At 62.8% G+C, this 26988-nt stretch carries 26 protein-coding genes; 21 read left to right on the top strand and 5 right to left on the bottom strand.

What is annotated here, in order from left to right; all coding sequences use genetic code 11:
• The 6 genes from IAE36_RS19265 to IAE36_RS19240 all read left to right on the top strand — a co-directional run.
• A partial coding sequence (locus IAE36_RS19265) for a type I secretion C-terminal target domain-containing protein (protein ID WP_201214045.1) occupies window positions 1-3454 on the top strand: 3454 nt, incomplete at its 5' end.
• A 162-nt stretch (window positions 3455-3616) separates the two neighbouring features.
• Entirely contained in the window at window positions 3617-3958 is a 342-nt protein-coding gene (locus tag IAE36_RS19260; protein WP_028635571.1) for a hypothetical protein, read from the top strand.
• Between the two features lie 198 nt (window positions 3959-4156).
• Entirely contained in the window at window positions 4157-5056 is a 900-nt protein-coding gene (locus IAE36_RS19255; protein ID WP_201214044.1) for a TauD/TfdA dioxygenase family protein, read from the top strand.
• 17 nt (window positions 5057-5073) lie between these two features.
• Window positions 5074-6093: an ABC transporter substrate-binding protein gene (locus IAE36_RS19250; RefSeq protein ID WP_201214043.1), complete on the top strand. Its 1020-nt coding sequence runs from the start codon at window positions 5074-5076 to the stop codon at window positions 6091-6093.
• A gap of 4 nt (window positions 6094-6097) precedes the next feature.
• Window positions 6098-6961 (top strand): ABC transporter ATP-binding protein, encoded by an 864-nt coding sequence (locus tag IAE36_RS19245; protein ID WP_201214042.1) that lies wholly within the window; start codon window positions 6098-6100, stop codon window positions 6959-6961.
• A 14-nt stretch (window positions 6962-6975) separates the two neighbouring features.
• Window positions 6976-7839 (top strand): ABC transporter permease, encoded by an 864-nt coding sequence (locus tag IAE36_RS19240; protein WP_028635567.1) that lies wholly within the window; start codon window positions 6976-6978, stop codon window positions 7837-7839.
• A 4-nt stretch (window positions 7840-7843) separates the two neighbouring features.
• On the opposite strand, the gene IAE36_RS19235 is transcribed toward IAE36_RS19240, so the two are convergent.
• Window positions 7844-8410, bottom strand: a complete 567-nt coding sequence (locus tag IAE36_RS19235; protein WP_201214041.1) for a WYL domain-containing protein — start codon at window positions 8408-8410, stop codon at window positions 7844-7846.
• A gap of 207 nt (window positions 8411-8617) precedes the next feature.
• Between IAE36_RS19235 and IAE36_RS19230 the strand changes: the two genes are divergently transcribed.
• The 7 genes from IAE36_RS19230 (at window position 8618) to IAE36_RS19200 (ending at window position 16637) form a co-directional block, all read left to right on the top strand.
• Window positions 8618-9412 (top strand): tetratricopeptide repeat protein, encoded by a 795-nt coding sequence (locus IAE36_RS19230; protein WP_201163875.1) that lies wholly within the window; start codon window positions 8618-8620, stop codon window positions 9410-9412.
• A gap of 104 nt (window positions 9413-9516) precedes the next feature.
• On the top strand, window positions 9517-9969 hold the full coding sequence (locus tag IAE36_RS19225; RefSeq protein ID WP_201163874.1) for a MarR family winged helix-turn-helix transcriptional regulator: 453 nt from the start codon (window positions 9517-9519) through the stop codon (window positions 9967-9969).
• Window positions 9966-12053: an FUSC family protein gene (locus tag IAE36_RS19220; protein ID WP_201214040.1), complete on the top strand. Its 2088-nt coding sequence runs from the start codon at window positions 9966-9968 to the stop codon at window positions 12051-12053. Before IAE36_RS19225 ends, IAE36_RS19220 begins: the two co-directional genes overlap by 4 nt.
• Complete coding sequence (locus IAE36_RS19215; protein ID WP_028635562.1) at window positions 12050-12262, top strand: DUF1656 domain-containing protein; 213 nt, start codon at window positions 12050-12052, stop codon at window positions 12260-12262. The genes IAE36_RS19220 and IAE36_RS19215 overlap by 4 nt, the downstream gene beginning before the upstream one ends.
• A complete protein-coding gene (locus IAE36_RS19210; protein WP_028635561.1) occupies window positions 12259-13128 on the top strand; it encodes an efflux RND transporter periplasmic adaptor subunit in 870 nt (289 codons plus the stop codon). The genes IAE36_RS19215 and IAE36_RS19210 overlap by 4 nt, the downstream gene beginning before the upstream one ends.
• Before the next feature lie 2 nt (window positions 13129-13130).
• A complete protein-coding gene (locus tag IAE36_RS19205; RefSeq protein WP_201214039.1) occupies window positions 13131-14549 on the top strand; it encodes an efflux transporter outer membrane subunit in 1419 nt (472 codons plus the stop codon).
• Window positions 14550-14693: 144 nt separating this feature from the next.
• Entirely contained in the window at window positions 14694-16637 is a 1944-nt protein-coding gene (locus IAE36_RS19200; protein WP_201214037.1) for an FTR1 family protein, read from the top strand.
• A gap of 63 nt (window positions 16638-16700) precedes the next feature.
• Here the strand turns inward: IAE36_RS19200 and IAE36_RS19195 are convergent, their stop codons facing one another.
• Window positions 16701-16946 (bottom strand): TIGR02647 family protein, encoded by a 246-nt coding sequence (locus IAE36_RS19195; RefSeq protein WP_201214035.1) that lies wholly within the window; start codon window positions 16944-16946, stop codon window positions 16701-16703.
• A gap of 69 nt (window positions 16947-17015) precedes the next feature.
• Window positions 17016-17321, bottom strand: a complete 306-nt coding sequence (locus IAE36_RS19190; protein ID WP_028635557.1) for a hypothetical protein — start codon at window positions 17319-17321, stop codon at window positions 17016-17018.
• Between the two features lie 147 nt (window positions 17322-17468).
• Between IAE36_RS19190 and IAE36_RS19185 the strand changes: the two genes are divergently transcribed.
• Window positions 17469-18131: a glutathione S-transferase gene (locus IAE36_RS19185; protein ID WP_060482997.1), complete on the top strand. Its 663-nt coding sequence runs from the start codon at window positions 17469-17471 to the stop codon at window positions 18129-18131.
• Window positions 18132-18174: 43 nt separating this feature from the next.
• On the opposite strand, the gene argH is transcribed toward IAE36_RS19185, so the two are convergent.
• A complete protein-coding gene (argH, locus tag IAE36_RS19180; RefSeq protein WP_201214033.1) occupies window positions 18175-19572 on the bottom strand; it encodes an argininosuccinate lyase in 1398 nt (465 codons plus the stop codon).
• A 309-nt stretch (window positions 19573-19881) separates the two neighbouring features.
• Here argH and IAE36_RS19175 point away from each other — a divergent pair, with 309 nt between their 5' ends.
• The 7 genes from IAE36_RS19175 to IAE36_RS19145 all read left to right on the top strand — a co-directional run bounded on the left by IAE36_RS19175 (window position 19882) and on the right by IAE36_RS19145 (window position 26335).
• Window positions 19882-20625, top strand: coding sequence for a LytR/AlgR family response regulator transcription factor (locus tag IAE36_RS19175; RefSeq protein WP_201214031.1), 744 nt, complete (start codon window positions 19882-19884; stop codon window positions 20623-20625).
• Window positions 20626-20806: 181 nt separating this feature from the next.
• Complete coding sequence (gene hemC, locus IAE36_RS19170; protein ID WP_201214029.1) at window positions 20807-21748, top strand: hydroxymethylbilane synthase; 942 nt, start codon at window positions 20807-20809, stop codon at window positions 21746-21748.
• Window positions 21745-22512 carry a uroporphyrinogen-III synthase gene (locus tag IAE36_RS19165; RefSeq protein WP_028635552.1) on the top strand — a complete coding sequence of 256 codons (768 nt, stop codon included), beginning with the start codon at window positions 21745-21747 and terminating at the stop codon, window positions 22510-22512. The genes hemC and IAE36_RS19165 overlap by 4 nt, the downstream gene beginning before the upstream one ends.
• 44 nt (window positions 22513-22556) lie before the next feature.
• Window positions 22557-23657, top strand: coding sequence for a uroporphyrinogen-III C-methyltransferase (locus tag IAE36_RS19160; RefSeq protein ID WP_201214028.1), 1101 nt, complete (start codon window positions 22557-22559; stop codon window positions 23655-23657).
• Window positions 23654-24892 carry a heme biosynthesis HemY N-terminal domain-containing protein gene (locus tag IAE36_RS19155; RefSeq protein WP_201214027.1) on the top strand — a complete coding sequence of 413 codons (1239 nt, stop codon included), beginning with the start codon at window positions 23654-23656 and terminating at the stop codon, window positions 24890-24892. Before IAE36_RS19160 ends, IAE36_RS19155 begins: the two co-directional genes overlap by 4 nt.
• A 223-nt stretch (window positions 24893-25115) precedes the next feature.
• Window positions 25116-25631: a disulfide bond formation protein B gene (locus IAE36_RS19150; RefSeq protein WP_201214026.1), complete on the top strand. Its 516-nt coding sequence runs from the start codon at window positions 25116-25118 to the stop codon at window positions 25629-25631.
• A 233-nt stretch (window positions 25632-25864) separates the two neighbouring features.
• Window positions 25865-26335: an Rsd/AlgQ family anti-sigma factor gene (locus tag IAE36_RS19145; protein ID WP_028635548.1), complete on the top strand. Its 471-nt coding sequence runs from the start codon at window positions 25865-25867 to the stop codon at window positions 26333-26335.
• A gap of 9 nt (window positions 26336-26344) precedes the next feature.
• Here the strand turns inward: IAE36_RS19145 and IAE36_RS19140 are convergent, their stop codons facing one another.
• On the bottom strand, window positions 26345-26983 hold the full coding sequence (locus tag IAE36_RS19140; protein WP_201214025.1) for an FKBP-type peptidyl-prolyl cis-trans isomerase: 639 nt from the start codon (window positions 26981-26983) through the stop codon (window positions 26345-26347).
• Window positions 26984-26988: the final 5 nt, after the last annotated feature.

The following is a 26988-nucleotide window of genomic DNA, read 5'->3' as shown; positions in this document are numbered from 1 at the left end:
CACCGTGAGCATCAACGCACCAGACGACGTGTATGTGGGCGGCCAGCCTTCCATCGTGAAGGCGATCACCGACCTGGCAGTGGCTGGCGACAAGCAGTTCGAGAACCTGGTAGCCAACAAGGCTTCGGTGACCACCGCCGTGACCGACGAACCTGCGGGCCAGGGCGACCTGACCACCGTGGGCATCAGCGGCACCACATCACTGACCGAAGGTGAAACGGCCCACTACACACTGACCCTGAGCAATCCGTCGAAAGCCGAAGTCACCGTCACCCTCAGCTATTCCGGCACCGCCAAGAACGGTGAAGACTTCACGGGCGTTACCACCGTCAAGATCCCGGCCAACAGCTCCGGGGTGACCTTCGACGTACCGACCATCGATGACAAGCTGGTGGAAGGTACCGAGAACTTCACTGTGAAGATCGACAGTGCCACCGGTGGCAACTTCGAAAACTTGCAGGTGGACAGCAGCAAGGGCAGCGTCACTACGGCCATCATCGACAACGACAACCTGCCTGTGTCGCCGGGCGGTGCCGTGTACGGCGTCGAAGATACCGACTACGTGTTCGCCTGGAATGACTTCAAGGTAACCGACCCAGACGGCAACACCGGCCTGTTTGTGACCATCACTTCGCTGCCGGTTGCCGGCAGCCTGAAGTTCTTCAATGGCACTGCTTGGACCAACGTCACCGTGGGCCAGGTGGTCAGCCAGGCGGACATCACTGCCAGCAAGTTGAAGTTTGTGCCGCTGCTCAACCAGTCCGGCGCCGATGGTTACGGCGGCACCGGAGTGGGCAACCAGCAGGCTGACTACGCACAGTTCAAGTACAAACCCAACGATGGCACCAACCTGGGCACCGAAGTGACCATGAAGGTCGACATCAGCCCGGTGGCCGACATGCCGACGCTGACAATCGGCAGTGCCGATGTCGAGTCCAAAGGGCTGACCAAGGAAGTGTGGACCAGCCTTAAAAACCTGGGCACCGGCGGCAACGGTATTACCGGCGACGAGCTGAAGACGGTGTTTGCCAACTCTGGCAACGCCAATTCCAGCGGCACCATCACCAACGTGCAGTCCGACGGCAACGTGAACGCGGGTACCGGTTCGAAGACGTCCGGCCTGATCTACCTGGAAGCTGGCAAAACCTACACCTTCAGCGGTACGGCTGACGACAGCTTCCTGGTGAACGTAGGCGGCAAGGCTGTGGTCACCACCACCTGGGGCGGTGGTGGCCAGGTGTCCGGCACCTTCACGCCGGCCTCCTCGGGTTATTACCCAATCGAGATCTACCATGCCAACCAGTCTGGCCCGGGTAGCTATGACCTGAATATCCAGGTGGGCTCCGGTGCCGTGACGGACCTGAGCAGCTCGAACATCAAGATGTACCAGAACGTCACCGAGATGGGTAACGCTGGCCTGAGCGTGTCCGACATGCACACGGTCAACGGCCAGAATTACTACGACGGCTACAAGCTCAACGAAGGGCCTGAGAATGGCACGGTCAAACTGGTCGGTATCTCTACCGCGCTGACCGACACCGACGGCTCTGAAAGCCTGAACGTGAAGCTGTCCGGTATCCCGGCAGGCTCGGTCGTCAGTGATGGTGCTGGCCATACCGCCACCGTGGGCGCGTCGGGTGTGGATGTTACCGGCTGGAAGCTGGGCAGCCTCACCATCAAGCCACCGGCCTACTACCAGGGCCAGTTCGACGTGAAGGTCACCTCTACCTCCACCGAGAGTGTTGGCGGCAGCAAGGCAGTCAACGAAGGCACGATCAAGGTCACGGTGTACGGGGATACCTACACGTCCACCAACCTGACCGCCGACAGCGACAACTTTACCGGTACCGGCGCCAACGAGATCATCGTGTCTGATATCGGCGGCTTCCATGTGACCCCAGGGCAGAGCTACAACCTGGCATTCATCGTGGATACTTCGGGCAGCATGAAGAACTCGGTGGATGCTGCGCAGAAAGCACTGCAGTCTGTGTTCACCACCCTGTCCAACAGCGTGAAGGGTTCCACATCCGGTACGGTCAACGTGCTGCTGGTGGACTTCGCCACCCAGGTGAAATCGACCGTTTCGGTGAACCTGTCCGATGGTTCCGCCCTGCAAACACTGAAAAACGCACTCAGCGCAATGAGTGCCGACGGCGGCACCAACTACGAAGATGCGTTCAAGACCACGGCAAACTGGTTCCAGAACCTGAAAGATGCGGGTGTGTCCGGTACTAACCAGACCTTCTTCATCACCGACGGCCAGCCTACGTTCTACCAGACCGGCGAGAGGACCAACCCTACGCTTGTCAGCTACAGCAGCAGTAAGGCAAACATCATGATGGATGCCTACCTGTCGTCGATCAATTACAAGCTTGGCCAGACCGTGAACGTCAACCTGGACAACAACAACGTCCTGCAGATTGACAGCAACGGCAATCTGGCTGTGTACAAGGCCGGCTTCTGGGGCTGGAGCACGGCTGTGAGCGGCGTGCTGCATGCGCAGGGTGATGGTACGTATGAGCTGTCGAGCCTTGCTGGCCAAGGTAACTACGCCGACGCCGACACCGTCAGCAACTCCAAGAGCGCATTCGCCTTGCTCAAGGCGTTGTCGCCAACCATCGAAGCCATTGGTATCGGCAGCGGTGTAAATACCGATGACCTGAAGCCTTACGACTCTGACGGCAATCCGCAAACCAACATTGACGCCTCCAACCTGGCCAATGCGGTACTCGGCCATACCGACGCCACGGCGCCAGGCAATGACACGGTCAATGGCGGTGACGGTAACGACATCATCTTCGGCGACCTGATCACCATGCCGTCGGTTGCAGGCAACGGCATTGAAGCGCTGCAGAACTATGTCGCGATGAAGACCGGTGTGGATTCCAGTGCCGTGGACAGCAAGGCGATGCACCAGTACATCACCGAGCATTACAAAGAGTTCGATATCTCCGGTACCAACGACGGCAACGACATTCTGTCGGGCGGTAACGGCAACGATATTCTCTTTGGCCAAGGCGGCAACGACACACTGGACGGTGGCAAGGGCAATGACATCCTGCTGGGCGGCTCCGGCAACGACATCCTCATTGGTGGCCCGGGTGACGATATCCTGATCGGTGGCAGTGGTGCCGACACCTTCGTATGGAAGGCCGGCGACTACGGCAACGATGTGATCAAGGACTTCAACAAGGGTGAAGGCGACCGTATCGACCTCAAGGACCTGCTGCAGGGCGAGAAGGGCAGTACGATCGATAACTACCTGAAGCTCACCACGGTGGAAGGTACGACCACGCTCCAGGTCAGCAGTGAAGGCAAGCTCAATGCTACCGGTGGCCTGGCCAACGTCGATGTCACCATCAAGCTGGAAGGTGTGAACTGGTCCAACCAGACGATCAACTCGTTGATCAGCGGTGCCGACCCGACCATCATCATCCATAACAAGGACAGCTGATAACTGTGCACGGGGCGGCCTCCAGCGCCGCCCCAATGCGCCAGCCAGGCTTCCCCGCCTAACCACCACAGCGCATAATCCGGCGCCGGGCCAACGTGCCCGGCGCTTTTTGCCTATGCTGCTGTCTACTGACAAGGAACCACTGTGACGAGGGACTCTGCCATGTTCTACGTGCAACGCGACGCTGCCGGCCAGTTGCTGCGGGTAGAAGCAGCCGCTTTTGACGAATTCACCGAAATGCTCCCGGCCGACCATGCCGACATCCAGGAGTGGTTCGCTGATGACGTCGTGGAAAACAGCCTGAACCAGCTCAAGCAAAGCGACCTGGACATGATCCGTGTGCTCGAGGACCTGATCGATGTGCTCACTGCCAAGGGCGTGTTCAAGATTACCGACCTGCCACCCGGTGCCCAGGCCAAGTTGCTGAATCGTTCCACAGCGCGCAAGGCGCTCAGCAGCCTCAACAACCTGATCGAAGAGGAAGAGGAGGGTGGCTTGATCTGATCGCGGATCGAGCCGGAATGGACGAACTATGTTTATTCTTTAAGAGTATTTAAATAATTTTTCTTATGCATTTATAGTTCACCCCACTGCGTACCCGTCGACCAATCGATGCGCCGCACGACTTGAACCCACACGGGAATACCCCGTGCGTTTCTGATCGTTGCGCGTCCTGGAGTCGCGCACTGCGTGGAGTGAAAAATGCCAGCCGCCTCGAACGCCTTGTCGACCCTCGACAGCGCCCAGCCGCAACGCTTCGAAATCCGCCCGTTCTCCGGTGCCGTTGGCGCCGAGATTATCGGCCTGGACCTTGCCCAGCCGGTCAATGCCGATGATTTCAGCCGTATCCATCGCGCTCACCTCGATCACCATGTGCTGGTGTTCCGCGACCAGCGCATCAGCCCCCAGCAACAAATTGCCTTCAGCCGCCGCTTCGGCGAGTTGCAGATCCACGTGCTCAAACAGTTCCTGTTGGCCGGCCACCCGGAAATTCTGATTGTTTCCAACATCGTCGAGAACGGCCAGAACATCGGCTTGGGCGATGCCGGCAAGTTCTGGCATTCAGACCTGTCGTACAAAGCGTTGCCCAGCCTGGGTTCGATGTTGCACGCCCAGGAGTTGCCCAGCGAAGGCGGCGACACCCTGTTCGCCGACATGCACAAGGCCTGGGAGGCTGTGCCCGATGCGCTGCGCAAGGTCATTGCCGGGCGCGATGCCGCGCACTCCTATACCGCGCGCTATGCCGAAACCAAGTTCGAAGGCAACTGGCGCCCCACCCTTACCGCCGAGCAGCTGGCCCAGGTTCAGGAAGTGATCCACCCGGTGGTGCGCACGCACCCCGAGAACGGCCGCAAGGCCCTGTTCGTCAGCGAAGGTTTTACCACCCGCATCGTCGGCCTGCCGGACGATGAAAGCCGTGACGTGCTGCAGCAGCTCTACGCCCTGAGCGTGCTGGAGCAGAACATCTACCGCCATCAGTGGCAGCCGCACGACCTGGTGTTCTGGGACAACCGCTCGCTCATCCATCTGGCCGCCGGCTGCCCCGCGCACCTGCGGCGCAAACTCTACCGCACCACCATCCAGGGCGATGCCCCGTTCTGACGACTGAGGAAACCATCATGCGCAAATCCATCAGCCGCCTGGCGGCAAGCATCGGCCTGGGCGCAAGCTTGGTCGTGGGCAGCCTGGCTGCCCCTAACCTGGCTCATGCCGAAGGCAAGATCCGCATCGCCGAACAGTTCGGCATCGTCTACCTGCTGTTGAACGTAGTGCGAGACCAGCACCTGATCGAAAAGCACGGCAAGCAGCAGGGCCTCGACATCGAAGTCGACTGGGCCCAGTTGTCTGGCGGCTCTGCCATCAATGACGCATTGCTGTCTGGCTCGGTGGATATCGCGGGGGCAGGGGTAGGCCCGCTGCTTACCGTCTGGGACCGCACCAAGGGGCGGCAGAACGTCAAGGCCGTGGCCTCGTTGGGCAACTTCCCGTATTACCTGGTCAGCAGCAACCCTGCTGTGAAAACCATCGCTGATATCTCAGACAAAGACCGCATCGCAGTGCCGGCAGTGGGTGTGTCTGTGCAGTCGCGCTTCCTGCAATACGCGGCAGCGCAGCAGTGGGGCGACGCCCAGTACAACCGGCTGGACAAATACACCCTTGCCGTACCGCACCCTGATGCCACTGCCGCACTGCTGGCAGGGGGTACGGAGCTTAACGGCCATTTCTCCAACCCGCCGTTCCAGGACCAGGCGCTGGCCAACAAGAACGTGCATGTGGTGCTCAACAGCTACGACCTCCTCGGGCCGAATTCGCCCACCCTGCTGTTTGCGACTGAAAAATTCCGCAAGGACAACCCCAAGACCTACAAGGCGTTTGTCGATGCCCTGGCTGAAGCTGCCACCTTTGCCCAGAGTGACAAGGCGGCCGCTGCCGACACTTACATCCGCGTGACCAATGCCAAGATCGACCGTGAAACATTGATCAAACTGATCGACAACCCGCAGTACGAATTCACCGTCACCCCAAAGAACACCTACAAGCTTGCCGAATTTCTCTACCGGGTAGGCGCCATCAAGCACAAGCCTGAATCGTGGAAGGACTACTTCTTCCAGGATGAACGCCCGCTGCAGGGGAGCTGAGCGCATGACTGCATCATTGCCAGGCCACACGGTCAGCAACCTCATCCGTGCGGCCACGCCGCCGCTGCTGAAAGTGGATAACCTCACCCTCGAATACCGTACCCGGCAACGCGTGGTGCGCGCCACGCACCAGGTGAGTTTCGAGGTAGACCCGGCGGACCGCTTCGTGCTGCTCGGCCCATCCGGTTGCGGCAAGTCCACCTTGCTCAAGGCCGTGGCTGGCTTCATTCAGCCCCAGGCGGGGCAGATTGTGCTGCAGGGGCAGCCGGTCAGCGGCCCCGGCCCGGACCGTATCGTCGTGTTCCAGGAGTTTGACCAGTTGCCGCCCTGGAAGACGGTGAAGCAGAACGTGATGTTCCCGCTGTTGGTATCGGGCCAACTGAAACGCGCAGAGGCTGAAGAGCGGGCGCTGCACTACCTGGAGAAAGTCGGCCTGGCAGCCTTTGCAGATGCCTACCCACACACCCTGTCGGGCGGCATGAAAGCGCGCGTGGCCATTGCCAGGGCCTTGGCCACGCAGCCGAAGATCCTGCTGATGGACGAGCCCTTCGCGGCGCTCGACGCGCTGACCCGGCGCAAGATGCAGGAAGAATTGCTGCTGCTGTGGGAGGAGGTGCGCTTCACCCTGCTGTTCGTTACCCACTCCATCGAGGAAGCCCTGGTGGTAGGCAACCGCATTTTGCTGCTCTCGCCCCACCCTGGGCGGGTACGCGCCGAAGTGCACAGCCACCAATACGGCCTTGGCAGCCTGGGTGGCAGCGATTTCCAGGCCAGTGCCCGGCGCATCCACCGCTTGCTGTTCGATGAAGCCGATACCCCCGAACACGCCGAAGGCCTTGGCTTCAACGACATCCGCATCGCCTACTGACAGGAGCTTCAGCCATGACCACTACCCCTGTACGCCAGGAATACGAGGTGCAGCTGGAGCCGTTGCTCAGTGTGCCTGTGGAACGCAACCTGCCGTTGGCTCAGCGCCTGTGGCAACACGGCTGGCTGCGCAAGGCGGTTATCCTGGTGGTGCTCGCCCTGCTGTGGGAGGCCGTTGCCCGTTACCAGGACAACGACCTGTTGCTGCCGACTTTCCTGCAGACAGCCACGGCGCTGTGGGGCGGCCTGGTCAGCGGTGAGTTGCCGGCCAAGGTTGGCGTGTCGCTCGTCATCCTGCTCAAGGGTTACGTGCTTGGGATCATCCTGGCCTTCGGCCTCACCAGCCTGGCGGTGTCGACCCAGCTGGGGCGTGACCTACTGGGCAGCTTGACCTCCATGTTCAACCCGTTGCCGGCGATTGCCCTGTTGCCACTGGCCTTGCTGTGGTTCGGGCTGGGCGACAACAGCCTGATCTTCGTACTGGTGCACTCCGTGCTGTGGGCGTTGGCGCTCAATACCTATGCCGGTTTTCTCGGCGTGTCCGAAACCTTGCGCATGGCGGGGCGCAACTATGGCCTGAAAGGGCTGCGGCTGGTGCTGCACATCCTGGTGCCGGCAGCCCTGCCGTCGATCCTGTCCGGGCTCAAGATTGGTTGGGCATTCGCCTGGCGCACCCTGATTGCAGCAGAGCTGGTGTTCGGCGCCAGCAGCGGCAAAGGCGGCCTTGGCTGGTACATCTTCCAGAACCGCAACGAGCTGTACACCGACAAGGTGTTTGCCGGGCTTGCGGTGGTGATTCTGATCGGGTTGCTGGTGGAGGGCCTGGTATTCAATACCCTCGAGCGGTTGACCGTGCGCCGCTGGGGTATGCAGCGCTGACCTGCTACGGTTTCAGGTCATGATACTGCGCTGCTGCATTGGTCAGGATCTTGCCAATCTCGTCCCGCAACTGCGCCGGTTGCTCGACCACCACCGCATCACCCTGGCTCAACAGCCACCACCGCAATGGGCAACCATCGCTGACCGTGGCCCGCAGCTGATGGCCCTGCTTGTGCGCCGTCAACTGCATGTCGCTGCTCAATGGCGCTTCGCGCAGTTGCCGGGCCAGCGTGTCACTGATGCGGGCAACCAGTTCGATGCCGTCGCCCTGCACAGGCAGCACGGCATCACCGCGTAAATGGGCGAGCAGGTCCGAACTGCCGCGCAATTCACCCACGGCACTGGCCGACCAGTGCCAGCCGAACGGGATGCTCTTGTCATTGCGCTCCAGTGGAAAGATCAGTGACAGCTCGTTGAGGTCACGCTCTACGGTGCGTTTGCTGACGCTAAAGCCCAGGTCTCGCAGCCGCCAGACCAGTTCGGAGCTGGTGATGCCGGGGGAGCGGCTGGGCAACTGGCGCAGCAGTGCCCACTGACGGCTTAAGGTGGCGCGAGTGGTGGCGAACGGCAAAAGATAACGTCCTTGTCTAGGCTTGCCGCAATAGGATGGCGGCATGCGAGGGGCATGGCAATTGGCCACAGACCGCTCAGATCAAGTAAGTGACGTTTGGTTGCCTGGTACCGTATCGTTCGCGACAGGTTTTGACGTGCCGTCCCGCAGAATCACGCCTCATCACAGCCGAAGGTTGGGGTTGTGCGTCGTTCAATGAGGATGAACATGTCTGCTGCCAGCAATATCCATTCGCTGCTTGCCCGCCTTCTTCCCGAGCGGGTCATCACCCCGCCAGCCGCCGTGGGGAAGCGACAGCGGTTGTTTGCCGGGGTCGGGCTGCCCAGCCAACGCTCCCTGCTGGTCAGCCGCCTGGACGAGGCCAGCGACCTGCAGGCGGTGTATCGCGACCTGCGGCTACAAGCGTTGCAGGGCAATGTGGCAGCCCTCAATGACCTGGGCTGGATCTGGCTGAATGGCAAGTACTGGCGTGCCGATACCGTGCTGGCGGGGCACCTGTTGCGCATGGCAGCGTTGCAGGGGAGTGCAGCGGCATGGTTCAACCTTGGGCAGCAACACTACTTTGGCAAGGGCGTCGAGCCTTCCTACATGCAGGCAGCAGAGTGCTACCGGCAGGCCTTCGAGCGGGGCATGTTGCATGCCGCTGCCGCGTTGGGCGACCTGCTGGAAGAAGAAGTGTGTGACGGCGAGCTTCAATGGCAGGTAGACCCTGCGCAGGCTTACCAGTGGTTCCTGCGCGGCGCCGAGCAGGGCGAGGCGCGCTGCCGCTTCGAAGTCGGTTACCGCCTGATGCATGGGCTGTACGTGCAGGCTGAGCTCAAGCCTGCCTTGTACTGGCTTGAACTGGCTGCCGCAGCGGGGGTGGTACAGGCGGCCGAGGAGCTGGCTGTGCATTTCAGCAGCCGCGACAAGGTGCGCTACGAACAGTGGCGGGACCGCGCCGTGCAGATGGGCAGCACCCTGGCCCTGACAATGAAACTGGAAGACCAGATTCACCCGTGATGTGCAGCCTTTGCGGCGTGCCCTCCGTCGGCAGCGGTTGACGAGAGGGGGAGGGCCAGGCGTATATTGATAGTTAGCAAACTATGAATATAGCTGGTCTACCTATGTCCCTTGATCTTCTGCGCCTGCAGGTCAGCAGTGGCCTGGTGGTTGCTGCTCGCCACTGGCGGCGCATCTGCCACAACGCGTTGACCGGCTACGGTATCTCCGAGGCCTGCGCGGCGCCGCTGCTGATGATCGTGCGCCTGGGCGATGGTGTGCACCAGGTTGCCGTGGCCCAGGCTGCCGGCCTGGAGAGCCCTTCGCTGGTACGTCTGCTCGACCAGCTGTGCAAAGCCGGCCTGGTAGTGCGCAGTGAAGACCCGCTGGACCGGCGGGCCAAGGCCCTGAGCCTGACCGACGCAGGCCGCACCCTGGCCGAAGCCATCGAAGCCGAACTGGTCAGGTTGCGTGGCGATGTGCTGGGCGGTGTCGACCAGGCGGACCTGGACGGTGCGTTGCGCGTGCTGCGTGCCTTCGAAGCAGCCGGCCTGGGCAGCGCGGGTGGCCCGGCATGAACGGTTTCTTCAGTTCGGTACCGCCGGCCCGTGACTGGTTTTATGGTGTGCGCACCTTTGCCGCCTCCATGATCGCGTTGTACATCGCGCTGCTGATGCAACTGCCACGCCCTTACTGGGCCATGGCTACGGTGTACATCGTCTCCAGCCCGTTCCTCGGCCCTACCAGCTCCAAGGCACTGTACCGCGCCTTGGGTACCTTGCTGGGCGCCGCCGGGGCCGTGCTGCTGGTACCGCCGCTGGTGCAGTCGCCGTTGTTGCTCAGCATCGCCATTGCCCTGTGGACCGGTACCTTGCTGTTCCTCTCGCTGAACCTGCGTACCGCCAATAACTATGTACTGATGCTGGCCGGTTACACCTTGCCGATGATCGCCTTGGCCGTGGTCGACAACCCGCTGGCGGTTTTCGACGTGGCCTCCTCCCGGGCTCAGGAAATCTGCCTGGGCATTGTCTGTGCGGCAGTGGTCGGGGCCATTTTCTGGCCACGCCGGCTGGCGCCGGTGGTTGTGGGTGCGACCGGCAACTGGTTCAACGATGCCATCCGCTACAGCGACAGCTACCTGGCGCGGCTGTCTGGCACCAGTGACGTGGGTGGCACGCGCGGGGCCATGGTAACCACGTTCAACTCCCTGGAGTTGATGATCGGCCAGCTCGGCCATGAAGGCGCCGGCCCCCACACCTTGAAGAACGTACGCGAACTGCGCGGGCGCATGATCCACCTGCTGCCGGTGCTCGATGCCCTGGATGACGCGCTGACGGCGTTGCACGGCCGTGCGCCACAGCAGTTCGAACAACTGCAACCTGTGCTGGATGCCGCCCGGCAATGGCTCGCGGGCACTGCCGACAGCGCCTCGATCGGGCGCTGGGCTGCCCTGCATGCCGACATCGACCGCCTGCAGCCAGGGGCCGAGGCCCTCGACCAGCGTGCCGAGTTGCTGCTGTCCAACGCGCTGTACCGGCTCACCGAGTGGGTCGACCTGTGGCAGGACTGCTGCACCCTGCAGCATGCGCTGCGCAGCGACGATGCCACACCGTGGCGTGCCGTGTATCGGCACTGGCGCCTGGCCCGTCTGAAGCCGTTCTTTGACCGCGGCCTGATGCTGTACTCGGTAGCGTCCACCGTGCTGGCGATCATCGTGGCATGCGGGCTGTGGATTGGCCTGGGCTGGAATGACGGCGCCAGTGCGGTGATCCTGGCGGCGGTGTCATGCAGTTTCTTCGCCGCCATGGATGACCCGGCGCCACAGATCTACCGGTTCTTCTTCTGGACCCTGATGTCGGTGATCTTCTCCAGCCTGTACCTGTTCCTGGTGCTGCCCAACCTGCACGACTTCCCGATGCTGGTGCTGGCCTTCGCCGTGCCTTTCATCTGCATTGGCACACTGACCGTGCAGCCGCGCTTCTACCTGGGCACCCTGCTGACCATCGTCAACACCTCCACCTTCATCAGCATTCAGGGGGCGTACGACGCGGACTTCTTCACCTTCCTCAATTCCAACCTGGCCGGGCCGGTGGGGCTGCTGTTCGCCTTTGTGTGGACCTTGGTGATGCGCCCGTTCGGTGTGGAACTGGCGGCCAAACGCATGACCCGCTTCACCTGGCGCGACATCGTCGAGATGACTGAGCCGGCCACTCTCGCGGAGCACCGCAAGGTGGGGGTGCAGATGCTCGACCGCCTGATGCAGCACCTGCCGCGGTTGTCGCAAACCGGCCAGGACAGCGGTGTAGCACTGCGCGACCTGCGCGTGGGGCTCAACCTGTTGGACCTGCTGGCCTACATGCCGCGCGCGGGGCAGCAAGGCCGCCAGCGCCTGGCCACAGTCATCGAGGAAGTGGGAGCGCATTACGCCGCCTGCCTGCGTGTCGGCGAGCGCCTGCATGCGTCAACAGCGCTGCTGCGCAGCATGGAGCGTGCACGCCTGGCACTTAACCTGGATAACCCGCATGAACGCGGCGCGGCCCGTACTCACCTGCTGCATGCCCTGGCCGGCTTGCGCCTGGCGCTTCTGCCCGGGGTGGAGGTAATGCTGGAGCCTGCCGAACAACCGCAACTGCCTCCCGGGCTGGATGGAGCGCCACTGTGATTGGTGAACTGGATATCAGCGGGGTATTCCTGCCCACGCTGCTGGTGATGATGTTTGCGACCTACCTGCTGTTTCTGGGGGTGCATGCGGTGCTTGTGCGCGTGCACTTCTACCGCCTGGTCTGGCACCGCGCACTGTTCAACGTTGCCCTTTACGCCGTACTGCTCGGTGCGGTGGACCATTTTTGTCGAAGCCTGATGCTGCCATGAAAAAACCTTTGCTGACGCTGGGCCGTGTGGTCCTTACCCTGCTGGTCGTGACCTTTGCCGCCGTACTTGTGTGGCAGATGGTGGTGTATTACCTGTTCGCCCCCTGGACCCGCGACGGCCACATCCGTGCCGACGTAATCCAGATTGCCCCGGACGTGTCCGGGCTCATCCAGAAGGTGGAGGTGCGCGACAACCAAACCGTCAAACGCGGCGATGTGCTGTTCACCATCGACCAGGACCGTTTCACCCTGGCCCTGCGCCAGGCCAAGGCCACCCTTGGTGAACGCCAGGAAACCCTGGCCCAGGCGTCGCGGGAAACCCGGCGCAATCGCAAGCTGGGCAACCTGGTGGCTGCCGAGCAACTGGAAGAAAGCCAGTCGCGTGAAGCCCGTGCCCGGTCTGCGGTCAGCGAGGCCCAGGTGGCGGTGGATACCGCGCAGCTGAACCTTGACCGCTCGGTGGTGCGCAGCCCGGTGGACGGTTACCTCAACGACCGCGCGCCGCGCAACCATGAGTTCGTCACCGCAGGGCGGCCGGTGTTGTCGGTGGTCGACAGCGCGTCGTACCACGTCGATGGCTACTTCGAAGAAACCAAGCTGGGTGGCATCCACATTGGTGACGCGGTGGATATCCGCGTGATGGGCGACAACACCCGCCTGCGCGGGCATGTAGAAAGCTTCGCAGCCGGCATCGAGGACCGTGACCGCAGCAGCGGCGCGAACCTGCTGCCCAACGTCAACCCTGCCTTCAGCTGGGTGCGCCTGGCACAGCGTATTCCGGTGCGCATCGCCTTCGACGAAGTGCCTCCGGACTTCCGAATGGTCGCCGGGCGTACCGCTACAGTTTCGATCGTGGAGGGCCAGTAGCCATGAAACAGCTGATGCTGGCGGGGCTCTGCCTGTCGCTGGGCGCCTGCATGATGGTCGGCCCCGACTATGAAGTGCCCAAGGACGCGGCCGTGCAGCGCAGCGACCTCAACGGCCCGTTGCGCCAGGACAGTGCCAGCGTGGTGTCGGCACCGGTGCCCGAGGGCTGGTGGCAGCTGTATCAGGACCCACGCCTCAATGCCTTGGTGCGCCAGGCGCTTAGCGCGAATACCGAGCTGCGGGTTGCCGCTGCCAACATCGCCAAGGCTCGCGCTCAGGTCGACGTTGCCGAATCCCAGGGCGGCTTCAGCGGCGGCGTCAAGGCCGGTGCGCAACGCCTGCAAGAGTCGGGTGAAGCCTTCCTGCTGACCGAAAAAGTGCCGGTGGCCAACATCGGCGAGGCGATCATCAGCGCCTCGTACCAGTTCGACCTGTGGGGCACCTTCAAGCGCGGTACCGAGGCTGCCAAGGCCAATGCCGATGCGGTGCAGGCGGCTGCCGACACGGCGCGCATTACCTTGGTGGCAGATGTGGTCAAGGCCTATACCCAGGTGTGCTCGGCCAACGAGGAATACCACATTGCCCGCGAGTCACTCGACCTGCAGCAGCAGAGTGTGCAACTCAGCCAGCGCCTGCGTGATGCGGGCCGTGGCGATGAAACGCAGGTTACCCGCTCGCAAACCCAGTTCAAATCGTTGCGCGCCGAGTTGCCGCGCTTCAAGGCCGAGCGTGAAACGGGCTTGTATACCCTGGCAGCGCTGCTGGCCAAGCCGGTGGATCAGTTGCCGGCCGGCACTGCCGAGTGTGCCGAACTGCCACAGCTTCATCAGTTGGTACCGGTCGGCGATGGCGCGGCGCTGCTCAAGCGCCGGCCTGACGTGCGCCAGGCCGAGCGGCAATTGGCTGCTGCTACAGCCACTATTGGCGTTGCTACCGGCGCGTTGTACCCAGACATCAGCATCGGTGCCCAGGTCGGTACCATTGGCATCCTTGACAACCTGGGCGAGCCTGCAACCAACCGCTGGGGCTTTGGTCCGCAGATCAGCTGGTCCATCCCTACCAATGGCACCCGGGCGCGCATTCGCATGGCTGAAGCCTCTACCCAGGCGGCGTTGGCCCATTTTGATGGTGTGGTGCTGAACGCCATTCGCGAAACCCAGACCCGGCTTGCCCAGTACAGCGCCTTGCTTGACCGCCGTGATGCACTGGCCGAGGCAGAAAGGTCGGCGAAAGAAGCGGCAGACCAGACCCACCGCTATTACCAGGCAGGGCGCGAATCGTTTTTGGCGGACTTGCAGGCAACACGCACCTACACCGATATGCGTGCGCAACTGGCGGCGGCGAACAGCCAGGTGGCGGTGGGGCAGATTGGGGTGTTCCTTGCATTGGGTGGCGGCTGGAGGGAGAGCGCCAAGCCTTAGGCCAATAGCCGGCAGGGCTGCTCCCTTAGCTTGGCTGCAGACGCTGGCTCTTGGTAATGCGGAGTTGACCGCCGACTGATTTGTAGCAAGATTTTTCATGAAATCTGCCCACAAACCTTGAGGCAAGCTGAGTGGAAGTGAACAATGTTCTCTTTCGCATTCCCTCCGAGACTGGCCATGAAAACCCGTACCCGTCTGCTGTCCTGGCTGCCCGCGTTGCTGCTTGGTCCAGTGCTGGCGCTATGCAGCACCCTGGCGCAGGCCGAGGCGCCCGCTGAGGCCGCCAAAGCGCTGCACTTGCTTGACTACATTGGTGCGGATTACCCGCCCACCGTGCGCGATGGCAAGGTAGTCGACAGTGGCGAGTACCGTGAGCAGCAGGAATTCAGTGCTGTGCTGGCTGATCTGGTTAACAGCCTGCCGGCCAACGCCGAACACAACGCGCTGCAGCAAGGCATCCAGGCCCTTCGCCAGGCCATCGACCAGCGTCAGGATGGCGCCGCAGTCGCCAAGCAGGCTCGCCAGTTGGGCGCTCGCTTGGCCGTAGCCTACGAGGTGAGCCAAGCCCCGGTGATCACCCCCGACCCGGCCCGTGGCGCATCGCTTTATGCGCAAAACTGCTCGATCTGCCACGGTGATACCGGGGCGGGCGATGGCCCGGCTGGTGTCGGCCTGGAGCCGGCCCCCGCCAACCTGCGTAATACCGAACGCCTCGACCAGTTGAGCTTGTTCGACCTCTACAACACGCTGGCTCTGGGGATCGACGGTACCGAGATGCCATCGTTTGCTGACCAACTGGACGACCGCCAGCGCTGGGATGTGGCGGCGTATATCGCCAGCTTCACTGCCAACCCGCAAGCGGCAAAGGGCGACAAGGTGTGGAACCTGGCCGACCTTGCGCGCCAGACACCCGCGGAAGTGGCAGCCAACGAAGGTGCAGCAGCCGTGCAGGCGTTCCGCGCTCAGCGCGCCCAGCCACCGCAGGTCAAGCGCGGCCCGGCGCAATTGCTCGAGTACACCGCCACTACCCTGGACAAGAGCCTCGCCGCTTACCGTGCAGGCGACCATGACCAGGCCTACGACCTGTCAGTAGCGGCCTACCTGGAGGGTTTCGAGCTGGTAGAAAGCTCGCTGGACAACATCGACGCCCAGGCCCGCAAGGACACCGAGAAATCCCTGATGGCATACCGGCAGGCATTGCAGGATGGCTTGCCCATCGCCCAGGCCGAGCAGCGCTTGGCCGAAGCCAGAACCAAGCTGGACCAAGCCGCCAAGTTGCTGGGCAGCGATGGGCTGAGCTGGTCGCTGAGCTATGTGTCTGGTCTGCTGATCCTGCTGCGTGAAGGCCTGGAAGCCATTCTGGTGCTGGCAGCAATCCTGGCCTTCCTGCGTAACACGGGCCAGCAGTCGGCGGTGCGCAGCGTCAACATCGGCTGGGGCCTGGCACTGGTTGCGGGCTTCGCTACGTGGGCGTTGGCTGCCTATGTGATCAATGTCGGTGGCGCTCAGCGCGAACTGCTCGAAGGCTGCACGGCGTTGTTTGCTGCGGTGATGGTGCTGTGGCTGGGGGTGTGGATGCATGACCGTCGCCACGCCGCAGCCTGGCAGGACTACATCAAGAGCAGCCTGGTCAGCGGTGGTGGCCGGTTCGGCTTCGCCATGCTGGCGTTCTTTTCGGTGTACCGGGAATTGTTCGAAGTGATCCTGTTCTACGAAACCCTGTGGTTACAGGCAGGGCCGGCCGGGCACCAGGCGGTATTGGCGGGCGGGGCTACTGCACTGGTGCTGCTGGTGGGTTTGGCATGGGTCATCTTGCGGGGTTCGGCCAAGCTGCCGCTGTCACTGTTCTTCAGCATCAACGCCGCGCTGCTGTGCGCACTGTCTGTAGTATTTGCAGGGCATGGCGTGAAGGCATTGCAGGAGGCGGGCGTGCTGGGTACCCGGCCGGTGGCGTTCTTTGAGTTCGATTGGCTGGGGATTCACGCCGACGCCTATTCGCTGTCGGCACAGGCAGTGGCCTTGCTGGCCATCGTGTTCCTGTACGGGCGCTCGCGGCTGATGGAAAAGCGCCGGGCCGCTGTTAGCTGACGCAGTGCTGGCGCACCCCCAGGGCTCGCGGCTGAAACCGCTCCCACCGGGGGTGCTCGGGTTTCAGGCTGGCTGCGGTGATCTGAGGATGTTCTGCAGCAACTGCACGCTCTCTACCGCATCGTGCCCAAGGCTGGTCAGGTAACCGCCGTCAGGCTGATCGGTCAGGCCCTTGTCGTGCAGGCGCTGCGCCGCAGCGATCAGGGTGGGGGAGGCGTTGTTGTGAATCTTGATGCCTTCCTGGCTGCTGTCGAGGTTGAACAGCGCAAGTACTTCCAGTTCGGCGATCAATTCGGGGGAAAAGGACATGGCGACTCCTGACTTCCAGACAAGGATGGCGGCACCGCAAGGGGTGCCTGACCTAGGAGTGTAGCCGGCTTATTCGTCGTCGCCTTGATCCATCTCAGGCGGCAGCTCAGGCAATGCGCGCAGCGCCGCTTCGTACCACTGGCCGTCGAACTCGCGGTCTTCGCTGAGCATGTTGTCGATCTCGAAGGCAAGAACGTGTGCCATCAGGTTCAGGATGTCTTCGCGCGCGTAGCCGACCAGGGTCAGCTTGTTGAACGTGGCCTTGGCCGCAGGGGGCTCGCCGCTCTCGATCTGGTTCTCGATTGCCTGCGTCAACGTAGCCTCGGCAAAGGCCTCGTCGTCTTGATCATCGTCGATGTCGGTATGTTCGCTCATGGCGCAACTCCTGTTGTGGGATGCACAGTTTGCCACGGCTGTATTGGCAATGCCCGGCCATCGACCGCGTGCATGACGCTGGTCAGGCGCGGGCGATGGGGCTATAAAAGCCGTGCCATTTTCTTACGGCCCGGAGGCTGTCAACCCATGCTCAAGCTCTACGGATTCCCTGTCAGCAACTACTACAACATGGTCAAGTTGGCCTTGCTGGAAAAGGGCGTGCCTTTCGAAGAGGTGCTGTTCTTCAGTGGCCAGACCCCGCAGGTACTGGAAGTCAGCCCACGTGGCAAGGTGCCGGTGCTGCAAACCGAGCACGGTTTCTTGAGTGAAACCAGCGTCATTCTCGATTACATCGAGCACACCCAAGGCGGCAAGGCGCTGCTGCCGGCTGACCCGTTCGCCCAGGCCAAGGTGCGTGAGCTGGTCAAGGAAATCGAGCTGTACATCGAGCTGCCTGCGCGCACCTGCTACGCCGAAGCGTTCTTCGGCACGCCTGTGGAGCCGCTGGTCAAGGAGAAGGCGCGCACCGAGTTGCTGTCCGGCTTCGCCACCCTCAAGCGCAACGGGCGTTTCGCACCCTTCGTGGCGGGCGATCAACTGACCCTGGCCGACCTGATGTTCTGCTTCTCGGTTGACCTGGCGAGCGCTGTGGGCAAGAAAGTGCTGAACATCGACTTGCTGGCGGACTTCCCCCAGGCCAAGGCATTGCTGCAGCAGATGGGCGAGAACCCGCACGTCGCACGGATTGTCGCAGACAAGGAAGCGGCGATGCCGGCCTTCCTCGAGATGATGCGTAACCGCAAACAGTGACGGGGGCGGCCTTGCGACGCGATGCGCAAGGCCGCTGCGGCACCTAGGCCCGCTGGGCCAGCAGCGCCGTGCCACGGGCAACCGCCGCGCGTACCTGCGCAGGCGCCGTGCCGCCGATGTGGTTACGGGCATTCACCGAGCCTTCCAGGGTCAGCACCGCGAACACGTCCTGCTCGATCTGGTCGCTGAACTGGCGCAGTTCCTCCAGGCTCATTTCGGCAAGGTCCTTGCCGGTGTCTACACCGTACTTCACCGCGTGGCCAACGATTTCGTGGCAGTCACGGAACGGCAGGCCACGGCGCACCAGGTAGTCGGCCAGGTCGGTTGCGGTGGAGAACCCACGCAGGGCGGCTTCACGCATGATGGCGTGCTTGGGCTTAATGGCCGGGATCATGTCGGCAAAGGCGCGCAGCGAGTCGCGCAGGGTGTCGGCGGCGTCGAACAGCGGTTCCTTGTCTTCCTGGTTGTCCTTGTTGTAGGCCAGCGGCTGGCCTTTCATCAGGGTCAGCAAGCCAGTCAGGGCGCCAAACACGCGGCCGCTCTTGCCACGCACCAGCTCCGGCACGTCCGGGTTCTTCTTCTGCGGCATGATCGAGCTGCCGGTGCAGAAGCGATCTGGCAGGTCGATGAACTGGAACTGCGCGCTGGTCCACAGCACCAGCTCTTCCGAGAAGCGCGACAGGTGCATCATCGCCACGCTGGCCGCAGCGCAGAATTCGATGGCGAAATCACGGTCCGAGACACCATCGAGCGAGTTGCCTGCCACGGCCTCGAAGCCCAGCAGCTTGCACGTGAGCTCGCGGTCGATGGGGTAGGTGGTGCCGGCCAGTGCAGCGCTGCCCAATGGCATGCGGTTGGTGCGCTTGCGGCAATCGACCAGGCGCTCGTAATCGCGGCTGAGCATCTCGAACCAGGCCAAAAGGTGGTGGCCAAAGGTGACCGGCTGGGCGGTTTGCAAGTGGGTGAAGCCTGGCATGATGGTTTCGGCTTCGCGCTCGGCCTGTTCCAGCAGCCCTTTTTGCAGGCGGGTGATTTCGCCCAGGATCAGGTCGATTTCGTCACGCAGCCACAGGCGGATATCGGTAGCCACCTGATCGTTGCGGCTGCGGCCGGTGTGCAGCTTCTTGCCGGTGATGCCGATGCGGTCGGTGAGGCGTGCTTCGATGTTCATGTGCACGTCTTCGAGGTCGACGCGCCAATCGAAGGTGCCGGCTTCGATTTCGACCTGGATGGTCTTGAGGCCATCGATGATGGTGTCACGCTCGGCATCGCTGAGGACGCCGACCTGTGCCAGCATGGTTGCGTGGGCAATCGAGCCCATGATGTCGTGGCGGTACAGGCGCTTGTCGAAGTCTACCGAGGCGGTGAAACGGGCGACGAAGGCGTCGACGGGCTCACTGAAGCGGCCGCCCCAGGACTGATTGGTCTTGTCAGTGCTCATGAATTCACTCATTGCAGGCGTGAACGAAAAAATTGCCGCGATGATAGCAGGGTTGGGCCCGCTGCCGCAGGGCGCCAGGCGCAGTTAATCGACGGACGAAGGCCGCGCAAAACCGTTGCAGAGATTTTCAGGATTGAACGGCAGTGTTCCACGGACCGTCTACAGTTTGACAAGGGGTGGGCAGCGAATCTGCCGGCTCCAGTGAATCTTTGGCCATCGCACCGGTCTAGAGCGTGACACGCAGCATCGCGCCACTCACACCTGTCTACGCCATGACCGTGCAGACTCATTCAGGAATCCAGCGCAACTATGAATGTCCTGATCGTTGATGACGAACCCCAAGGCCGCGAACGCCTAAGCCGATTGCTCGGTGAACTCGAGGGTTACACCGTGCTGGAGCCAAGTGCCACGAATGGCGAGGAAGCGCTTGCACTGATTGAAAGCCTCAAGCCTGATGTGGTTTTGCTGGATATCGGCATGCCAGGGCTCGATGGCCTGCAGGTGGCCGCGCGCCTGTGCGAGCGCGAGGCGCCGCCGGCGTTGGTGTTTTGCACCGGTGATGACGAATATGGCGCCGAGGCATTCGACGGCAGCACCCTCAGCCATGTGACCAAACCGATACAGCCACAAACCCTGCGCGACGCGCTGCGCAAGGCGGACAAACCCAACCGTGCGCAACTGGCCGCGCTCACCCGGCCGGGCAGCGAAGGGGGTGGGCCACGTAGCCATATCAGTGCCAGAACCCGCAAAGGCATCGAGCTGATCCCCATACCCCAGGTGATCTATTTCATCGCCGATCACAAGTATGTGACCTTGCGTCATGAAGGTGGCGAGGTGCTGCTGGATGAACCGCTCAAGGCCTTGGAAGACGAGTTCGGTGATCGCTTCGTGCGTATCCATCGCAACGCACTGGTCGCCCGTGAGCGTATCGAGCGCCTGCAGCGTACGCCGCTCGGCCATTTCCAGCTTTACCTCAAAGGGCTCGATGGTGACGCCCTCACGGTGAGCCGCCGCCACGTGGCCGGTGTGCGCAAAATGATGCAGAACCTCTAACGTTGCCGGCCTTCTGTACAGGAGCGGGCTTGCCCGCGACAGGCCGCCCAGCGGCCTTGATACACCTGCCCCCACTACTCCCGCCCCAGGTTCAGCATCGCACCCGCTGTTGACCCGCATCTGCTAGTGCCTCCGACGATGCTGTTATCATCGGCGGCATTTCTATGTATCGGGGCGTTACATGTCCACTCGCGAAATCCGCATTGCCACCCGTAAAAGTGCATTGGCCCTGTGGCAGGCCGAATACGTCAAAGCCCGTCTTGAGCAGGCTCACCCAGGCCTGCACGTGTCCTTGGTGCCGATGGTGAGCCGCGGCGACAAGCTGTTGGATGCTCCCCTGGCGAAGATCGGCGGCAAGGGCCTGTTCGTCAAGGAGCTGGAAAACGCCCTGCTCGACAACGAAGCCGACATCGCTGTGCACTCGATGAAGGACGTACCCATGGACTTCCCCGAAGGCCTGGGGCTGTACTGCATCTGCGAGCGCGAAGACCCGCGCGACGCGTTTGTCTCCAACCGCTTTGACAGCCTTCAGGCGCTGCCGGCCGGCAGTGTCGTCGGCACCTCAAGCCTGCGCCGGCAAACCCAGCTGCTGGCCCGCCGGCCCGACCTGCAAATCCGCTTTTTGCGCGGTAACGTCAATACGCGCCTGGCCAAGCTCGATGCCGGCGAATATGACGCGATCATTCTGGCGGCTGCCGGGCTGATTCGCCTGGGCTTCGAAGACCGCATCACCGACAGTATCAGCGTCGATGACAGCCTTCCCGCTGGCGGCCAGGGCGCGGTCGGCATCGAGTGCCGCAGTGCCGACGCGCACATCCATGCGCTGCTGGCAGCCTTGCACCATGAGGAAACCGCCGACCGCGTAGTCGCCGAGCGCGCCTTGAACAAGCGCCTGAACGGGGGCTGCCAGGTGCCCATCGCGTGCTATGCAGTGCTCGAGCAGGACCAACTGTGGCTGCGTGGCCTGGTTGGTCACCCTGACGGCGGCACTCTGCTGGTTGCCCAGGCCCGCGCGCCACGGACGCACGCAGAAGCCCTGGGCATGCAAGTGGCTGAAGACCTGCTGAGCCAGGGCGCCGAGGCTATCCTCAAGGAAGTCTATGGCGAGGCCGGGCACCCGTGAGCCCCTGGCGCCTGTTGCTGACCCGGCCTGCCGAGGACTGCGCGGCGCTGTCGCAAAGCCTGGCTGACGCCGGGGTGGGTAGCAGTTGCCTGCCCTTGCTGGCCATTGAACCTGTACTTCCCGACGCCAGGCAACGGGCACTGTTGGGTGAGCTGGGGCAGTTTGGCGGCATTATCGTGGTAAGCAAGCCGGCTGCCAGGTTGCTGCTTGAACAGGTGGCCGCGTGTGGCCTGCCTATGCCGCCGCGCGGCTGGTTCACCGTGGGTGCAGCGACCGCTGCCGTATTGCAACAGGCAGGCCTGCACGTGAGCTACCCGGCGGCAGGCGATGACAGCGAAGCCTTGCTGGCGGTGCCAGCGCTGCGCCAGGCGGTGGCGGGTGCCGCCCCGCGCATGCTCATTGTGCGCGGCGTAGGAGGTCGCGAACTGCTGGCAGAGCGTCTTGCACAGCTAGGTGCTAGCGTCGAATATCTGGAACTGTATCGTCGCTGCCTGCCTGCTTACCCGGCAGGTACCCTGATGCAGCGCATCCACGCGGAACGCCTCAATGGCGTGGTGGTCAGCAGTGGGCAGGGTTTCGAACACTTGCAGCAGCTGGCTGGCACCGCGTGGCCGCAGATTGCGCGCATGCCGCTGTTCGTGCCGAGCCCGCGGGTAGCCGAACAGGCCAGGGCCGCAGGGGCCCAACAGGTTGTGGATTGCCGTGGCGCCAGCGCCACGGCCTTGCTGGCAGCCGTGCAGCGCAGCGCTGCACCTGCCGATTAGGCGCTAAGCTGTACGCGATGCGCCCCCATGCAAAGGATGGATACGTGAGCGAGACTGTCTTGTCCAATAATGATCAAACCGCGGCCCAGGTGCCGACGGAGCCCGTCACCCCCCCCTCCGGCAAACGCTCCGGCAACGGCCTGGCTGCGCTGGCCTTGCTGCTGGGCGCTGCGGGCGTTGGCGTCGGTGGCTGGGGTGCCTGGCAGGTGCACCAGCTGCAGGGCGATGAATTCGACCAGGGCCAGCACCTCGAAGCATTGAACCAGCGCGCCGAGGCACTGCAGCAGCGTGAGCAGCAAATTAGCGCGCAGTTGGCCAGCCTGCCGGCGGCCAGCGAGCTGGAAGACCGCCGCCGGCTGGTCGCCCAGTTGCAAGGCGATCAGCAGCGCCTCAGCCAGCGGGTTGAAACTGTGCTGGGCGAAAGCCGCAAGGAGTGGCGCCTGGCCGAGGCCGAGCACCTGCTGCGCCTGGCGACCCTGCGCCTGTCGGCCCTGCAGGACATCACCAGTGCCAAGGCGCTGGTCGAGGGTGCGGACGAAATTCTGCGCGAACAGAGCGACCCGGGTGCCTTCGCTGCCCGCGAGCAACTGGCCCGCAGCCTCGCTACCCTCAGCAGCACCCAGCAACCCGACCGCACTGGCCTGTTCCTCAAGCTGGCCGCCCAGCGTGAGCAAGTGCAACAGCTCAGCGCCCAGTCGCCGGAGTTTTCCAGCGATGCCAATGCAATGGGCGCACTCACCGCAGATGGCGATGGCCCAAGCCGCCTGGCGCAGTGGTGGTCGGAGATCTCCAAGTACTTCCAGATCGACTTCAATGCCGACGACAACGTGCGGCCTCTGTTGGCAGGCCAGCAACTTAACCAGTTGCGCCTGGCACTGAGCCTCACCATCGAACAGGCCCAGTGGGCCGCGCTCAACGGTGATGCCAAGGTCTACACCCAGGCACTGGATGATGCCCGCAGCGTGCTGGTGGCCAACTTCAACGCCGATAACCCGCAAAGCAAGGCCATGCTCGACAGCCTCAACGCTCTGGCCGAGCAGCCGGTATCGGTGGTCACCCCTGACCTCAGCCAGAGCCTGGCTGCCGTGCAAAACTACATCCAGCGCCGCCACTTGCCGGCTGATGCCGAGGGGGGCAAGCCATGAAGCGCGTGTACCTGCTGGCGGTGCTGGCCATCGTGGTTGCCGCAGCACTGGGTGTGGCCGTGGCCAACCACAGCGGCTACGTGATGGTGTCCTATGGCAGTTTCCGTTATCAGTCCGGCTTGTGGGCTGCCCTGTTGGGGTTGCTTGCGGTGGTGGCGGTGTTGTTGTTGCTGCGCTTTCTGGTTGGGCTGGTGCTGGCCTCAAGCGGTGCGGTCAACCCCTGGTCGCGCCGCAACCGCAGCCGGCGTAATCGGCTGGCCGTCGAGCAAGGGCAGCTGGACCTTGCCGAGGGCCGCTGGGCCAGTGCCCAGCGCCACCTGCACCGTGCCGCCGAGGCCGAGCGCCAGCCTTTGATGTATTACCTGGGTGCTGCACGTGCGGCGAACGAACAGGGCCGCATCGAAGACAGCGACAACCTGCTGGAGCGCGCCCTGGAACGCCAGCCGCAAGCCGAACTGGCCGTTGCCCTGACCCATGCCCAGTTGCAGATGGACCGCGGGGATAGCGATGGCGCCTTGGAAACACTGCTGGCCATGCAACAACGCCATCCGCACAACACCCAGGTGTTGCGCCTGCTGCAACGCCTGCACCTGGAGCGCGGCGACTGGTCGGCACTGATCCGCCTGATGCCAGACCTGCGCAAGGGCAAGGTATTGCCGCCTGCCGAGCTGGCGGCGCTGGAGCGCCGTGCCTGGGGCCAGAACCTGAGCCTGGCAGCCACCCGTGGTGAAGATGCCCAAACCGCCCGGCAGGCCCTTGAACGCGCCTGGCAGCAATTGACGTCTGCCCAGCGCCAGGAGCCGCAGCTAGTGCTGGCCTATGCCGAGCAGCTACGCCAGGCAGGCGCCCAAAGCGAGGCCGAGCAGGTGCTGCGCGCTGCGCTCAAGCGCCAGTACGAAAGCCACCTGGCCCGGCTGTATGGTCTGGTTCGCGGTGATGACCCTGCGCGTCAGCTGCAAACCGCCGAAGGTTGGCTCAAAGAGCACCCGCAGGACGCCAGCCTGCTGCTTACCCTGGGCCGCCTGAGCCTGCAGAACCGTCTGTGGGGCAAGGCCAGGGATTATCTGGAAAGCAGCCTGCGCATGGAGCGCAACCCGGAAACCTGCGCCGAGCTGGCTCGGTTACTGGCGGGGTTGGGTGAAACCGAGCGCAGCAACCAGCTGTTCCAGGAAGGCCTTGGCCTGCTTGATGAGCGCCTGCTGGCGTTGCCCCTGCCAGAAAGCGTCCGCGCCTGAACCACCCCTGGGCCCGCGCAATGCAGCGGGCTTAGGGGGCGGGTAATTTCTCCACTGGTGTAGGTAAATTCTGCGGTCTTTGTCCTAAGGCCCTTCCTACCATGTAGCTGGAAATTTCCTTCGCCGTGCAGTGAATTGTCTGGGCAGTAGCGCCTTGAAACAAAGGATACGTTTCCTCTACCGTTTCAGGCCTACCCTACCAACCCCGGAACATTCAACGCCCATGCTGCCGGCCCGCTTGCGCACCTTCTTCCTACCTGCCTGCCTGGGCGCGCTCGTGGTGCTGATCGCCACCTTCCAATTGCAGGCAGCGCTGGCGCTTTCGCCTTGCCCATTGTGTTTCAGCCAGCGGTTGATGCTCGGGGGCTATGCGCTGGTATGCCTGCTGGCAACGCTCCATGCCCCTGCCTCGCCAGGCAAGCGCCGCTATGCGCGGGTTGCACTGGGTTGTGCGCTGGCCGGTGCCCTGCTGGCCGCACGGCACGTATGGCTGCAGGGTGCGGACGATGCCGGCCACGCCTGCCCGGTGCCGCTGGCGCGCCTGTTCAGGCAGTCCTGGAGCGAGGCCGCCCGGCAGCTGTTGTTTGGCAGCGCCGACTGCAACTCGCTGGCCTGGAGCTTTCTGGACCTGACCCTTCCCGAGTGGAGCCTGCTGGCGTTCTTGCTGCTGGCCACGCTGCCGTTGGGCTATCTGCTGGCGAGCCGCATACATACCTTGGCAATGCGCGACCTCAGGTAGCTTGCACAGGCGCTGTGGACCTCCAGCGCGACCAGTGGCCGTGTAACCGTGTATTAAACACTTGTACGAAGTTAGTCCGCTGCGTACCTTGAAGGGCAGCACGTGCGGGAATAATCTGCCTGCACGCATAACGCAAAATACTACGGCTCGATGCCGTTCTGCTGATCCACTTTTGTGCCGCAAGGTTCGGGTACGAGGTGCAGCGGCATCTACCCAAAAGGGAAGAGATCGCCATGCTAGATAGTTGTCAGAATGCTCAGGAACGCTGGGGCGGGGTAAACAACCTGATCGACCGTTGGCTAGCGGAGCGCCAGGAACTGGTACACGCATTCGCTGCCCTGCGTGATGTGAAGCCTGCCTTTGCCGACAAGGACACCAACGGCGACTTCTGCGCCTTGCTGGTGGATTATGTATCGGCCTGGCACTTCGAAGTGTGCGAACAGCTGATCAGTGAAGCCAAGGCATTTGGCGATGAAAAAGCGCTGGAGCTGGCCGAAGAGATCAACCCTCGAATTATCGACATCACCCAGATTGCGCTGGCGTTCAACGACCATTGCGAAAAGGCCGAGTGCCGCGACACTGAGCGTTTTGCCGAGAAACTTGGCAAGCTGGGCAGCCTGTTGCACGAACGCTTTGAACTTGAAGACTGCCTGATCGAAGTGCTGCACACCGCGCACAAGGAAGAAGGCGCGGTTCAGGCCTGAGGCGCTGCGCTAGTCGCCTGCTTGCAGCAACTCGATTTCAAAGACCAGCGGAGTGTAGGGGGCGATGAGGTCACCCGCTCCGTCGGCGCCGTAGGCCAGTGCCGACGGGATCACCAGGCGCCACTTTGCGCCCGCCCGCATCTGTGGCAATGCCACCCGCCAGCCCTCGATCACCGAGTTCAGGCTGAACCATTGCGGCGATTGGCTGCGGTCGAACACCGAGCCATCCGGTAGCCACCCTACGTAGTTCACCTGCACCTTGCCTGCCGCTTTTGGCTGAGCGCCACTGCCGGGTTGGATTTCGCTGTACAGAATGCCTTGTTGCAATTCATGTACGCCGTGACGCGCCCGCTCGTTGGCCATGAAACGCACTTCTGCGGCTTGTAACTTCTGCGTCGCCGTATCCGCCTGCTGAGCCTCATGTTGTTGTAGCAGTGCCTGCATGCGCGCCTGGTCCAGCTTCAGCGGCTGACCCTGGTACGACTGGCGCAGGCCTTCGACCAGGGCATCCAGTTGCAGGCCGGGCATGTCCTGGCGCAAGCGCTCGCCCAAGCTGGCCCCCAGGCTGTAGGCGAGGTCGTGCTCGTCGTTATCGGCCATGCACAAAGGCGCCAGCAGGCACAAACCCAGAACAAGATAGCGCGGCATGATCA

The organism is Pseudomonas sp. S36, from assembly GCF_016647875.1.
GTDB lineage: Bacteria > Pseudomonadota > Gammaproteobacteria > Pseudomonadales > Pseudomonadaceae > Aquipseudomonas > Aquipseudomonas parafulva.
This window is presented reverse-complemented; position numbering and strand designations above follow the sequence as displayed.

Excerpts from the sequence above, each read along its gene's own strand:
- argH (WP_201214033.1), bottom strand. The coding sequence starts at position 19,572 with ATGAGCACTGACAAGACCAATCAGTCCTGGGGCGGCCGCTTCAGTGAG.
- IAE36_RS19230 (WP_201163875.1), top strand. The coding sequence starts at position 8,618 with ATGTCTGCTGCCAGCAATATCCATTCGCTGCTTGCCCGCCTTCTTCCC.
- IAE36_RS19185 (WP_060482997.1), top strand. The coding sequence starts at position 17,469 with ATGCTCAAGCTCTACGGATTCCCTGTCAGCAACTACTACAACATGGTC.
- IAE36_RS19225 (WP_201163874.1), top strand. The coding sequence starts at position 9,517 with ATGTCCCTTGATCTTCTGCGCCTGCAGGTCAGCAGTGGCCTGGTGGTT.
- IAE36_RS19205 (WP_201214039.1), top strand. The coding sequence starts at position 13,131 with ATGAAACAGCTGATGCTGGCGGGGCTCTGCCTGTCGCTGGGCGCCTGC.
- IAE36_RS19250 (WP_201214043.1), top strand. The coding sequence starts at position 5,074 with ATGCGCAAATCCATCAGCCGCCTGGCGGCAAGCATCGGCCTGGGCGCA.
- IAE36_RS19145 (WP_028635548.1), top strand. The coding sequence starts at position 25,865 with ATGCTAGATAGTTGTCAGAATGCTCAGGAACGCTGGGGCGGGGTAAAC.
- IAE36_RS19210 (WP_028635561.1), top strand. The coding sequence starts at position 12,259 with ATGAAAAAACCTTTGCTGACGCTGGGCCGTGTGGTCCTTACCCTGCTG.
- IAE36_RS19200 (WP_201214037.1), top strand. The coding sequence starts at position 14,694 with ATGTTCTCTTTCGCATTCCCTCCGAGACTGGCCATGAAAACCCGTACC.
- IAE36_RS19140 (WP_201214025.1), bottom strand. The coding sequence starts at position 26,983 with ATGCCGCGCTATCTTGTTCTGGGTTTGTGCCTGCTGGCGCCTTTGTGC.
- IAE36_RS19175 (WP_201214031.1), top strand. The coding sequence starts at position 19,882 with ATGAATGTCCTGATCGTTGATGACGAACCCCAAGGCCGCGAACGCCTA.
- IAE36_RS19220 (WP_201214040.1), top strand. The coding sequence starts at position 9,966 with ATGAACGGTTTCTTCAGTTCGGTACCGCCGGCCCGTGACTGGTTTTAT.
- IAE36_RS19150 (WP_201214026.1), top strand. The coding sequence starts at position 25,116 with ATGCTGCCGGCCCGCTTGCGCACCTTCTTCCTACCTGCCTGCCTGGGC.
- hemC (WP_201214029.1), top strand. The coding sequence starts at position 20,807 with ATGTCCACTCGCGAAATCCGCATTGCCACCCGTAAAAGTGCATTGGCC.
- IAE36_RS19240 (WP_028635567.1), top strand. The coding sequence starts at position 6,976 with ATGACCACTACCCCTGTACGCCAGGAATACGAGGTGCAGCTGGAGCCG.
- IAE36_RS19260 (WP_028635571.1), top strand. The coding sequence starts at position 3,617 with ATGTTCTACGTGCAACGCGACGCTGCCGGCCAGTTGCTGCGGGTAGAA.
- IAE36_RS19245 (WP_201214042.1), top strand. The coding sequence starts at position 6,098 with ATGACTGCATCATTGCCAGGCCACACGGTCAGCAACCTCATCCGTGCG.
- IAE36_RS19195 (WP_201214035.1), bottom strand. The coding sequence starts at position 16,946 with ATGTCCTTTTCCCCCGAATTGATCGCCGAACTGGAAGTACTTGCGCTG.
- IAE36_RS19190 (WP_028635557.1), bottom strand. The coding sequence starts at position 17,321 with ATGAGCGAACATACCGACATCGACGATGATCAAGACGACGAGGCCTTT.
- IAE36_RS19255 (WP_201214044.1), top strand. The coding sequence starts at position 4,157 with ATGCCAGCCGCCTCGAACGCCTTGTCGACCCTCGACAGCGCCCAGCCG.
- IAE36_RS19155 (WP_201214027.1), top strand. The coding sequence starts at position 23,654 with ATGAAGCGCGTGTACCTGCTGGCGGTGCTGGCCATCGTGGTTGCCGCA.